Below are 11,531 nucleotides of genomic sequence, written 5' to 3'. Positions count from 1 at the left end.
TTCTTGCGGGAAATCTTCGAACAGGAAGTCGAACTGACGGATATTGTCGGCGACCAGGATCAGGCCCTTGTCCACCGAACGGTTCTTGATCGCCAGCAGCCGATCCACTGCCTCTTCGTTCCACGGGTCGCAACCCAGCCCCCAGACGGCTTCGGTTGGATAGGCAATCACCGCCCCGGCGCGAATCTCTCGTGCGGCTTGTTGCACACGCCAACTGTTGACCATGAAAAAACTCTCCGCAAACAGGTTTTGCGCAGTTTACCGATCTTCCCTGTAAAACCTAGCGTGTCCTGGCCAGCCAGCGACCGTTTTCACACACCGCACGGCCGTCCATTTCCAGTTCGGTCAGCGCCGCCAGCACTTTGGGCAACGCCCAGCCACAGCTGTCAGCCAAAGCCTCACTGGTGTGCGGCGCTGCATGCAGCAAGGCAAGCAACGGGTGTCCGGCCTCCGGCATCTCTGTGGATAAAGGCAGCTGCTGCCAGCCGCGCAGGGCTTCGAGGATGTGTTCGATGGTTTCCACCAGCACCGCACCGTCGCGTATCAACTGGTGACAACCACGCGCGCCGGGGTGGTGAATCGAGCCAGGAATCGCATAGACCTCGCGACCCTGTTCCGCCGCCAGTCGCGCGGTGATCAGCGAACCGCTGGCAACACTGGCCTCGACCACCAGCACGCCAAGGGACAGACCGCTGATGATCCGGTTGCGTCGGGGAAAATTGCTCGCCGTCGGGCCGGCGTCCAGGGGAAACTCTGAAAGCACCGCGCTGCCGGAGGCGATCATTGCATCGGCAAGGCGTCGATTGCGCTGTGGATAAAATTTTTCCAGTCCCGTGCCAAGCACGCCGACGGTTTGTCCGCCGACGTCCAGCGCCGCTTGATGGGCCGCCGCATCGATACCCAGCGCCAGACCACTGGTGATGACAAAACCGGCCCCGGCCAGGCTACGGGAAAACGCTGCGGCGGTGTCCATGCCCGGACGTGAAGCGCGGCGACTGCCAACCATCGCCAGTTGCGGTTTTTCCAGAATCAGCGGATCGCCGGCCACAAACAACAGCGGTGGCGGGTCGGGAATCTGCGCCAGCAGCGCCGGGTAATCTGCTTGATCCCACATCAGCACATGCTGCTGCGGCTGCTCTAGCCAGCGCAATGCATGGCTCGCGCCATCGCGCACTTCGCAACTGCGCCGAGCGTCACTGCACGCCGCCGGCAAACCCAGCGCACGCCAGGCACTGCCCGGCGCACTAATGGCTTTTGACGCCGAGCCGAAGGCTTCAAGCAGCTTGGCAAAACGTTTCGGGCCGATTTCCGGCAAGCGGTGCAGGCGCAGACGCGCTTCCAGTTCCGCAGGGGAAATGGAGGTACTGGCAGACAGCATCATGGATCATCCTTGATCGTTATAAGTCCCGAACCATTCGGAACAAGCTGTGGATAACTCTGTTGGTAACTTGTTAAGCCTGCTAAGGATTTCGCACCTTGTCGAGCACCGCCAACGAGCGTGATGCGTTGAGTACGAGGCCGTAACTGAGCTTGTCGTAGGTGCGGAACACCATCAGCAGACCGGCCCGTTCGTCAGGAATTTTCAGCGGCTGGCCGGTGATCCGGTCGCGCACGGTTTCCCCGGTTTTCATCACCACCAGCACATTGCCTTCGGCGAGGCCGTCGCGCCTGCCCTTGTTCAGGGTGACCACGTCCATTACGCCGATCTGCGTAACGCCGCGCGGCACGTCGATGATCAGTCCATTGATGTGGGTGCTCGGGGCGCTGGGCATGAAGGTCGAATTGACCGAGCGCTCTTCGCCGCTGAACAGGCGGTCGCCCAGACGCACTTCCTGAGTGGTGCGTTGCAGGGCGAGGGTGGCGACGTCGCCTTCGGTGGCGACGATTTCACCGCCACCGATATCGTCGGCGTTGATCCCCAGGAACTCCTTGGTCTGCGGGTCGGTATAGACCTTGCCCTGGCGGAAGATGCCGTACACCGGCTGGTTCGGGTCGAAATGCCCGCGAGCGAAGATTCGGTCACCGGTGCCGCTCAATACGCGCTCGGCATCGCCGGCGACGATGTACGGCGCCTTGTCGAAGTCCTCGATCTTGTCGACGATGCGGTTGCTCAGCAGAAAGCTGTTGATCGATTTCAGCGGAATGCTCGGAATGGCCTCGGCCACCGGGCTGGTGCGGATGCGTGGCGACAGCTTGATGGTGCCCCGTGACTCGCCGCGCTTGAGGGTCAGTTGCGGCTGGCCGTTGACGTAACTGAGCGTCAGCGTGTCGCCGGGGTAGATCAGGTTGGGGTTTTCAATTTGCGGATTGGCCCGCCACAGCTGTGGCCATTGCCAGGGCTCGCGCAGGTATTTGCCGGAAATGTCCCAGAGGGTGTCTCCCGAAACCACCGTGTATTGCTGTGGAAAACCATCCCTGAGTTGCACTTGCCCTTGCGCAGCCGCGGCCGTAGCCAGAAGCAGCAGGGCGAGTAGTGTTTTCCTCATGCAGCGAATCCCTTTATCATGTGCGTTCGCGTGAACCGTCAGAGCCCCCGTGGCTCGCTACTGCAAATTGCATTAGCTACGCTTCACAACGGTAGCCTGCATCTTCGGACCTGCCAGGCCATCGACCCGACTTTACTCAATACGTGCAGCAATCAGCCTATGGCCATTTTAAACATCCTCGAATTCCCGGACCCGCGTCTGCGTACTATCGCCAAGCCTGTGGCTGTAGTGGACGACGAAGTGCGTCAGTTGGTCGATGACATGTTTGAAACAATGTATGAAGCGCCGGGCATCGGCCTCGCCGCGACCCAGGTCAACGTGCACAAACGTATCGTCGTGATGGACCTTTCCGAAGACCGCACCGAACCCCGGGTGTTCATCAACCCCGAGTTCGAATCGCTGACCGACGAGATGGATCAATACCAGGAAGGCTGCCTGTCGGTGCCGGGTTTCTACGAAAACGTCGACCGCCCGCAGAAGGTCAAAATCAAGGCACTGGACCGCGATGGCCAGCCTTACGAACTGATCGCCGAAGGCCTGCTCGCGGTGTGCATCCAGCACGAGTGCGACCACCTCAATGGCAAGTTGTTCGTCGATTACCTGTCCACGCTCAAACGCGACCGGATCAAGAAGAAACTGGAAAAGCTGCACCGCCAGAACGCTTGATGCCCCTCTTCAAAGGCTTGCTGCGGCAAGCCTTTTTCTTTTTATGAGACTCCTTTCATGACTGAGCCACTGCGCATCGTTTTTGCCGGCACCCCGGAATTCGCCGCCGAACATCTCAAGGCCCTGCTGAACAGCCCTTACGAGATCGTTGCGGTCTACACCCAACCGGATCGTCCGGCCGGTCGTGGGCAAAAACTGATGCCGAGCCCGGTTAAGCAGTTGGCGCAGGAAAATAATATCCAGGTGTTGCAGCCGCCGACCCTGCGCAACGCTGAGGCTCAGGCAGAACTCGCCGCACTGAAGCCGGACTTGATGGTGGTGGTCGCCTACGGCCTGATCCTGCCGCAAGCCGTGCTGGATATTCCGCGCCTGGGCTGCATCAACAGCCACGCTTCGCTGCTGCCACGCTGGCGCGGTGCGGCGCCGATCCAGCGCGCCGTGGAACACGGTGATGCCGAAAGCGGCGTAACCGTGATGCGTATGGAAGCGGGCCTCGACACCGGACCGATGCTGCTCAAGGTCGTGACCCCGATCAGCGCCAACGACACCGGCGGCACGCTGCACGACCGCCTCGCCGAAATGGGCCCGCCCGCCGTGGTCCAGGCGATTGCCGGTCTGGCTGCCGGAACCCTCGAAGGCGAAGTGCAGAACGACAAGCTCGCCACTTATGCCCACAAACTGAACAAAGATGAAGCGCGTCTCGACTGGAGTCGTCCGGCGCTTGAGCTGGAGCGTCTGGTGCGTGCTTTCAACCCATGGCCGATTACCCACAGCACCCTCAACGGCGAAGCGCTGAAGGTATTGGCCGCGACGCTGGCTGAGGGCAAAGGCGCACCGGGTGAAATCCTCAGCGCCAGCAAGGACGGCCTGATCGTCGCCTGCGGTGAGCAGGCACTGTGCCTGACCCGCCTGCAATTGCCCGGCGGCAAGGCGCTGAACTTCGCCGATCTGTTCAACAGCCGCCGCGAGAAATTTGCCGTCGGCACTGTGTTGGGTGCTGCGGTGGCCGCGCAATGAACCCGCGTCTGGCCGCCGCCAAGGCACTCGCCGCCGTGCTCAGTGGCAAGGCGTCGTTGAACAGCTCCCTGCCAACGCAACTGGACAAGGTCGAAGACCGTGATCGCGGTTTCACCCAGGATCTGGCGTTCGGCACTGCGCGCTGGCAGCCACGGCTGTCGGCACTGGCGGAAAAGCTTTTGCAGAAGCCGTTCAAGGCTGCCGACGCCGATGTCGAGGCGCTGCTACTGGTCGGTCTCTATCAATTGCTCTACACCCGCGTGCCGCCGCACGCGGCGATCGGCGAAACCGTCGGTTGCGCCGACAAGCTGAAAAAGCCGTGGGCCAAGGGGTTGCTCAACGCCGTGCTGCGCAACGCCCAGCGCGAACATGAGGCGATCTTCGCCGAACTGGAGCGCGATCCGGTGGTGCGCACCGCTCACCCGCGCTGGCTGCAGAAATCCCTGAAGGCCTTCTGGCCTGAGCAATGGGAAGCCATCTGCGAGGCGAACAACGCGCATCCGCCGATGATCCTGCGGGTCAACCGCCGTCATCACAGCCGTGACGCCTACCTCGGTCTGCTGACTGACGCGGGTATCGCCGCGCAGCCGTGCACCTTCAGCCGCGACGGCATCGTCCTCGACGCCGCCGCGGACGTGCGCAGCCTGCCGGGTTTCGCCGAGGGCTGGATCAGCGTGCAGGACGAAGCCGCGCAACTGGCCGCCGATCTGCTCGATCTGGCGCTGGGCCAGCGCGTACTCGACGCCTGCTGCGCCCCCGGTGGCAAGACCTGCCACATCCTCGAAGCCGAACCGGCGCTGGCCGGTGTGGTGGCCGTGGATCTGGAAGCCAAGCGTCTGGTGCGCGTAAAGGAGAACCTTGAGCGGCTGGGCCTGAGCGCCGAACTGATCGCCGCTGACGGACGCGATACCGCAGCATGGTGGGACGGCAAGCCGTTCCAGCGCATCCTGCTCGACGCGCCGTGCTCGGCCACCGGCGTGATCCGCCGCCATCCGGACATCAAGCTGACCCGTCAGGCCGACGACATCGCCGCCCTCGCGCAACTGCAAGGCGAGCTGCTCGACACCCTGTGGAAAACCCTCGAAGTCGGCGGCATTTTGCTCTACGCCACTTGCTCGACCTTGCCAACCGAGAACACCGACGTCATCGCCGCGTTTCTCGAGCGCACGCCGGGTGCCCGCGAACTGGATCTGGCGACCACCGCCGGGATCAAGCAGCCCCACGGTCGCCAATTGCTGGCCCAGCAGGGCGGGCATGACGGGTTCTACTACGCCAAGCTGATCAAGATCGCTGCCGCGCGCGGCTAAACGGATTCAACGGAGTGACTGGATGAAAATCATCATCCTCGGTGCGGGGCAGGTCGGCGGTTCGCTGGCCGAACACTTGGCGAGCGAAGCCAACGACATCACCGTGGTCGACACCGACGGCGAACGCCTGCGCGACCTCGGCGACCGTCTCGACATCCGCACCATTCAGGGCCGCGGCTCGCTGCCATCGGTATTGCGTCAGGCCGGCGCCGACGATGCCGACATGCTCGTGGCGGTGACCAACAGCGACGAAACCAACATGGTCGCCTGCCAGGTCGCGCACACGCTGTTCCACACCCCGACCAAGATCGCCCGGGTGCGCGAAGCGTCCTACCTCAATCGCGAAGAACAGCTGTTCCAGAATGAAGCGATTCCGGTCGACGTGCTGATCAGCCCCGAGCAAGTGGTGACCAACTACATCAAGCGCCTGATCCAGCATCCGGGCGCGCTGCAAGTGATCGATTTCGCCGAAGGCCAGGCGCAACTGGTGGCGGTGCGCGCCTATTACGGCGGACCGCTGGTGGGCCAGCAACTGCGCCAGTTGCGCGAGCACATGCCGAATGTGGAGACGCGGGTCGCGGCGATTTTCCGCCGTGACCGGCCGATCCTGCCGCAGGGCGATACGGTGATCGAGGCCGATGACGAAGTTTTCTTCATCGCCGCCCGTGAGAATATTCGCGCGGTGATGAGCGAAATGCGCCGTCTCGACGAAACCTACAAGCGCATCGTGATTGCCGGTGGCGGGCAGATTGGCGAGCGTCTGGCCGAGGCCATCGAAAGCCGCTATCAGGTAAAGATCATCGAGATGAACCCGGCACGCTGCCGCTATCTCTCCGACACCCTCGACAGCACCGTGGTGTTGCAGGGCAGCGCCTCGGACCGTGATCTGCTGCTGGAAGAGAACATTGCCGACGCCGACATCTTCCTCGCGCTGACCAACGATGACGAAGCCAACATCATGTCGTCGCTGCTGGCCAAACGGCTGGGGGCAAAGAAGGTGATGACGATCATCAACAACCCGGCGTACGTCGACCTGATCCAGGGCGGCGACATCGACATCGCCATCAGTCCGCAACTGGCGACCATCGGCACTTTGCTCGCTCACGTACGGCGTGGCGATATCGTCAGTGTGCACTCACTGCGTCGGGGTGCGGCGGAAGCCATTGAGGCGATTGCCCACGGCGATGCGAAGTCGAGCAAGGTCATCGGCCGGCCGATCGAGAAAATCGGCCTGCCGCCGGGCAGCACGATTGGCGCGATCATCCGCAACGAAGAAGTGATCATCGCCCACGACGATACGGTGATCGAAACGGGTGACCATGTGATTCTGTTCCTTGTGGATAAAAAGCATATCCGCGATGTGGAGAAGCTGTTTCATGTGGGGCTGAGCTTCTTCTGATCCTGAATGAGCGGTGCCTTCATTGGCCCCATCGCTGGCAAGCCAGCTCCCACAGGTTTTTCGGTTGTTCACACATGTGATGTGCACCCGAGATCCTTGTGGGAGCTGGCTTGCCAGCGATGGCGGCACCGCAGATCTTTCTGACGCACTAGAAAAGGACTCCACCCATGCTCGAATCCCTGGAAAAAATGCTCGCCAAGGGTGTGGATAACTCATTGCTGCGCTTCGGCCTGGGCAAGGGTTATCTGGATCTGGGGGAGAACGCCAAGGCTGCCGAACATTTTCAGCGCTGCGTCGGCTTCGATCCGAAGTACTCGGCGGCGTGGAAGTTATTGGGTAAGGCCCAGCTTGCACTGGGCGAGCACGCCGCCGCGCGGCAGGCGTGGGAGCAGGGTCTGGAAGCCGCCCGCGCCCATGGTGACAAGCAGGCGGAGAAGGAAATGACCGTGTTTCTGAAGAAGCTCGACCGCCAGGCGCAATGAGCTAGAGATAGCGCAGGCCAATGCCCTCGGCATCCACCGTCACCACTTCCATTCGCACCCGTGGCGCGCCGGTGGGCAAATCCTGCACCTGGCCATAAACCACCGCACCCTTGGGCAATGACGCCAGACGCGGATGCTGCACATACACGCCGGTGGCCGACAGATTGCGCGTCTGGCCCAGACATTCACCGAAGCTGTCGTGGGTGATCTTGATGCGGAAGGATTTGCGTTGTTCGGACATCTTTATGCGCCCTTGAATGAACGGGGTTGTGGATAAGCCGCGGAAGCAAGATCAAAAGATCGCAGCCTGCGGCAGCTCCTGCAGGTTATCCACAGAGTGTGCCAACTTGGTCAGTACCAGCGCGCTTCGCCCGGTGGACGTTTTTTGAAGCGCTTCATGCTCCACATGTATTGGCTTGGATACGCGGCAACGTAGCGTTCAACGACTTTGCTCATCGCTGCACAGGACTCCTCGGTATCGGTGCTGTACATGGCTTCCGGCGCCGCCTCGAGGATCACTTTGTAGCCGGAACCGTCCGGCAGACGCAGGGCGTGCAGGAACACGCCGACCGCTTTGCCGCCGGCGAGCATGTTCGGCACGAATTTGCTGGTCAGCGCCTGGGTGGCGAAGAACGGCACGAAAATCCCGGCGGATTCGGCCGGTTCCGGGTCAGCCGGAATGCCCACTGCACCACCTTTGCGCACTTCCTTGATGACGCTGAGGATGCCTTCCTTGGTGGAGGCAGCGACCTTGTTGCCCAGCTGCACGCGTTGCTTGCGCAGTAATTCATCCACAGCCTTGAGCTTCGGCGGGCGGTAGAAAATGATCGGTTTGCACTGGCTGCAATAGAAGTGGTTGAGCACTTCCCAGTTGCCCAGGTGGCTGGTGATGCCGACCACGCCTTTGCCCGAGGCCAGCGCCTCCTTGAGGATGTCGAGGCCTTCGACTTCGCGTACCAGATCGATTGAACGCTGGGCCGGCCAGATCCAGGCGCAGGCGCTTTCGGTCAGGGATTTGCCGATGTCTTTCAGGCTCTGGCCGACCAGACGCTCACGTTCGGCCGGATCCATCTGTGGAAAACATTTAGAAAGGTTGATCCGCACCACGTCGCGGGAACGGTTGGGGGTTTTCCACATGATCCAGCCGATCGCTGAACCCACGGCCTGCACGGCCCGCCATGGCAGCAGGGCAAACAGCCGCAGAGCGCCTACCAGCAAGGCGCCTTTAAACTTTTCCACAGGTCACTCCTGATCTTGTGCTGTGCGCGAGGCGGCCATTCTAACCGCCGTTGACCAACTGCGCGTAGCGGTCGCAGTCCTGAGTGTGATCCATGACCATGCCCGAGGCCTGCATCAACGCGTAGCAAATGGTCGGGCCGACGAAGGTGAAACCGGCCTTTTTCAGGGCCTTGCTCATTGCCAGCGCTTCGGCCGTGATCGCCGGGACTTCGCTGCGATCCTTGAAATGATTGATGATCGGGCGATCGCCGACAAACGACCAGAGAAACGCCACCGGGTCTTCCAGCGCCAGCCAGGCTGGGCATTGCGCCGGGCGGCATTGAGTTTGAGACGGTTGCGGATGATCCCCGGATCGAGCATCAATTCAGCGATTTCGGCGTCGCTCATCTGCGCCACACGCTGCACATCGAAGCCGTACAACACCTCGCGGTAGCGCTCGCGTTTGCGCAACACGGTGATCCACGACAGCCCGGCCTGGAACCCTTCGAGCAAAAGCAACTCGAACAAACCCTGCGCATCGCGTAGCGGCGTGCCCCACTCCTGATCGTGATAAGCCATGTACAGCGGATCTTCGGTACACCAAAAGCAGCGTGGCATAAGGCTCCAGGGGGTGGAGGTGCGACTGAATCGGGTATACTCCCGCTCTTTAAATCGCAGCCCAAGAAACAGGTGAATTTCGTGAGCCAGCCTACGCCAGCCGTGCGTACCTTCCAAGACTTGATCCTCGCGCTCCAGCAATACTGGGCCGAGCAAGGTTGTGTGGTACTTCAGCCCTACGATATGGAAGTAGGCGCCGGCACTTTCCACACCGCGACCTTCCTGCGCGCCATCGGCCCGGAAACCTGGAACGCCGCCTACGTGCAGCCAAGCCGCCGTCCGACTGACGGCCGCTACGGGGAAAACCCGAACCGTCTGCAGCACTACTATCAGTTCCAGGTGGTGCTGAAGCCGAACCCGGACAATTTCCAGGAACTGTACCTGGGCTCGCTCAAGCATGTCGGCCTGGACCCGCTGGTCCACGACATTCGCTTCGTCGAAGATAACTGGGAATCGCCGACCCTCGGCGCCTGGGGTCTGGGCTGGGAAGTCTGGCTCAACGGCATGGAAGTGACTCAGTTCACTTACTTCCAGCAGGCTGGCGGCATCGAGTGCTACCCGGTGACCGGCGAGATCACTTACGGTCTGGAACGTCTGGCCATGTACCTGCAGGGCGTGGATTCGGTCTACGACCTGGTCTGGGCTGACGGTCCGTTCGGCAAAGTGACCTACGGCGACGTGTTCCACCAGAACGAAGTGGAGCAGTCCACCTACAACTTCGAACACGCCAACGTCGACAAACTGTTCGAACTGTTCGACTTCTATGAAAGCGAAGCCAAGCGCCTGATCGAACTCGACCAGCCGCTGCCGTTGCCAAGCTACGAAATGGTCCTGAAGGCCTCGCACACCTTCAACCTGCTGGATGCGCGCCGGGCGATCTCGGTGACCGCGCGTCAGCAATACATTCTGCGCGTTCGCACCCTGGCGCGTTCCGTTGCGCAAGCCTACCTGCTGGCGCGCGCCAAGCTGGGCTTCCCGATGGCGACACCGGACCTGCGTGACGAAGTACTGGCCAAGCTGGAGGCTGCACAATGAGTGCTCAAGATTTTCTGGTTGAACTGGGCACCGAAGAACTGCCGCCAAAAGCCCTGAACACCCTGGCTGAAGCGTTCCTCGCCGGTATCGACAAGGGCCTGCAAGCTGCCGGCCTGAGCTATGAAAGCAAAACCGTCTACGCTGCGCCGCGTCGTCTGGCCGTACTGATCACGGCGCTGGCCACTCAGCAGCCGGATCGCAGCATCAACCTCGACGGCCCGCCACGTCAGGCCGCCTTCGACGCTGAAGGCAACCCGACTCAGGCCGCCCTGGGCTTTGCCAAGAAGTGCGGCGTCGAGCTGAGCGAAATCGACCAGAGCGGTCCGAAACTGCGCTACAGCCAGAACATCGCCGGCAAGCCGACCGCGAGCCTGCTGCCGACCATCGTCGAAGATTCGCTGAACGACCTGCCGATCCCGAAACGCATGCGTTGGGGTGCGCGCAAGGAAGAGTTCGTGCGTCCGACCCAATGGCTGGTGATGCTGCTCGGTGACCAGGTCATCGACTGCACCATCCTTGCGCAGAAAGCGGGCCGCGACTCCCGTGGTCACCGTTTCCACCATCCACAAAACGTGCGCATCGGCTCGCCGTCGAGCTACCTGGCCGACCTGCGTGCCGCTTATGTATTGGCCGACGCCAACGAGCGTCGCGAGATCATCAGCAAGCGCACCGAAGAACTGGCGACCCGTCAGGAAGGCACTGCAATCGTACCGCCGGCGCTGCTCGACGAAGTGACAGCGCTGGTTGAATGGCCGGTGCCGCTGGTGTGCTCGTTCGAGGAACGTTTCCTCGACGTGCCGCAAGAAGCACTGATCACCACCATGCAGGACAACCAGAAGTACTTCTGCCTGCTGGATGCCGAGGGCAAGTTGCTGCCGCGTTTCATCACCGTGGCGAACATCGAATCCAAAGACCCGCAGCAGATCATCGCCGGTAACGAGAAAGTGGTTCGCCCACGTCTGACCGACGCCGAGTTCTTCTTCAAGCAAGACAAGAAGCAGAAACTCGAAGAGTTCAACCTGCGCCTGCAGAACGTGGTGTTCCAGGAAAAACTCGGCAGCGTCTACGACAAGGCCGAGCGCGTTTCAAAACTCGCGGCGTACATTGCCGCGCGCATCGGCGGCAACGCTTCGTGGGCGGCCCGTGCCGGCTTGCTGTCGAAGTGCGACCTGGCCACCGAAATGGTCGGCGAGTTCCCGGAGATGCAAGGTGTCGCCGGTTWCKACTACTACGCGCTTCAATGACGGCGAGCCGGAAGATGTCGCGCTGGCGCTGAACGAGCAGTACATGCCACGCGGTGCCG

General features: G+C 61.6%; 11 protein-coding genes and 2 pseudogenes. 7 read left to right on the top strand and 6 right to left on the bottom strand.

All coding sequences use genetic code 11. From position 1 onward, the window contains the following. From HT737_RS15825 to HT737_RS15815, 3 genes are all read right to left on the bottom strand, one after another. On the bottom strand, positions 1-225 hold a 225-nt coding region (locus tag HT737_RS15825; protein ID WP_182403202.1), incomplete at its 3' end, for an L-threonylcarbamoyladenylate synthase. 55 nt (positions 226-280) lie between these two features. Continuing rightward, the gene (gene dprA, locus HT737_RS15820; RefSeq protein ID WP_182403200.1) at positions 281-1,381 is read right to left on the bottom strand and encodes a DNA-processing protein DprA; all 1,101 of its coding nucleotides are present in this window, start codon (positions 1,379-1,381) and stop codon (positions 281-283) included. Positions 1,382-1,460: 79 nt separating this feature from the next. After that, on the bottom strand, positions 1,461-2,486 hold the full coding sequence (locus tag HT737_RS15815; RefSeq protein ID WP_182403198.1) for a LysM peptidoglycan-binding domain-containing protein: 1,026 nt from the start codon (positions 2,484-2,486) through the stop codon (positions 1,461-1,463). 159 nt (positions 2,487-2,645) lie between these two features. Here HT737_RS15815 and def point away from each other — a divergent pair, with 159 nt between their 5' ends. From def to HT737_RS15790, 5 genes are all read left to right on the top strand, one after another. Further along, positions 2,646-3,152, top strand: a complete 507-nt coding sequence (gene def / locus HT737_RS15810; RefSeq protein ID WP_027610272.1) for a peptide deformylase — start codon at positions 2,646-2,648, stop codon at positions 3,150-3,152. 57 nt (positions 3,153-3,209) lie between these two features. Further along, positions 3,210-4,169 carry a methionyl-tRNA formyltransferase gene (gene fmt, locus HT737_RS15805; protein ID WP_131671853.1) on the top strand — a complete coding sequence of 320 codons (960 nt, stop codon included), beginning with the start codon at positions 3,210-3,212 and terminating at the stop codon, positions 4,167-4,169. Beyond that, positions 4,166-5,476, top strand: coding sequence for a 16S rRNA (cytosine(967)-C(5))-methyltransferase RsmB (gene rsmB, locus HT737_RS15800; protein WP_182403196.1), 1,311 nt, complete (start codon positions 4,166-4,168; stop codon positions 5,474-5,476). Before fmt ends, rsmB begins: the two co-directional genes overlap by 4 nt. 22 nt (positions 5,477-5,498) lie before the next feature. Beyond that, on the top strand, positions 5,499-6,875 hold the full coding sequence (trkA, locus tag HT737_RS15795) for a Trk system potassium transporter TrkA (protein ID WP_003220233.1): 1,377 nt from the start codon (positions 5,499-5,501) through the stop codon (positions 6,873-6,875). A 167-nt stretch (positions 6,876-7,042) separates the two neighbouring features. After that, a complete protein-coding gene (locus HT737_RS15790) occupies positions 7,043-7,357 on the top strand; it encodes a tetratricopeptide repeat protein (protein ID WP_007960748.1) in 315 nt (104 codons plus the stop codon). A gap of 1 nt (position 7,358) precedes the next feature. On the opposite strand, the gene HT737_RS15785 is transcribed toward HT737_RS15790, so the two are convergent. The 3 genes and pseudogenes from HT737_RS15785 to tag all read right to left on the bottom strand — a co-directional run bounded on the left by HT737_RS15785 (position 7,359) and on the right by tag (position 9,193). Further along, positions 7,359-7,598: a PilZ domain-containing protein gene (locus HT737_RS15785; RefSeq protein WP_007960749.1), complete on the bottom strand. Its 240-nt coding sequence runs from the start codon at positions 7,596-7,598 to the stop codon at positions 7,359-7,361. Positions 7,599-7,708: 110 nt separating this feature from the next. Next, positions 7,709-8,596, bottom strand: a complete 888-nt coding sequence (locus HT737_RS15780; RefSeq protein WP_041073613.1) for a lysophospholipid acyltransferase — start codon at positions 8,594-8,596, stop codon at positions 7,709-7,711. Positions 8,597-8,636: 40 nt separating this feature from the next. Further along, positions 8,637-9,193 (bottom strand): annotated as a pseudogene (gene tag, locus HT737_RS15775) (DNA-3-methyladenine glycosylase I). Between the two features lie 81 nt (positions 9,194-9,274). On the opposite strand from tag, the gene glyQ reads away from it, so the two are divergent. Together glyQ and glyS are read left to right on the top strand one after the other, a co-directional pair. After that, the gene (gene glyQ / locus HT737_RS15770) at positions 9,275-10,228 is read left to right on the top strand and encodes a glycine--tRNA ligase subunit alpha (protein WP_003187265.1); all 954 of its coding nucleotides are present in this window, start codon (positions 9,275-9,277) and stop codon (positions 10,226-10,228) included. Further along, a pseudogene (gene glyS / locus HT737_RS15765) lies at positions 10,225-11,531 on the top strand (glycine--tRNA ligase subunit beta); the annotation flags it as partial. The gene glyQ and the pseudogene glyS, both read left to right, overlap by 4 nt.

The organism is Pseudomonas sp. MD195_PC81_125, from assembly GCF_014060985.1.
GTDB lineage: Bacteria > Pseudomonadota > Gammaproteobacteria > Pseudomonadales > Pseudomonadaceae > Aquipseudomonas > Aquipseudomonas parakoreensis.
The sequence above is the reverse complement of the archived record's forward strand: the minus strand, read 5'-3'. Positions and strand labels throughout refer to the sequence as shown.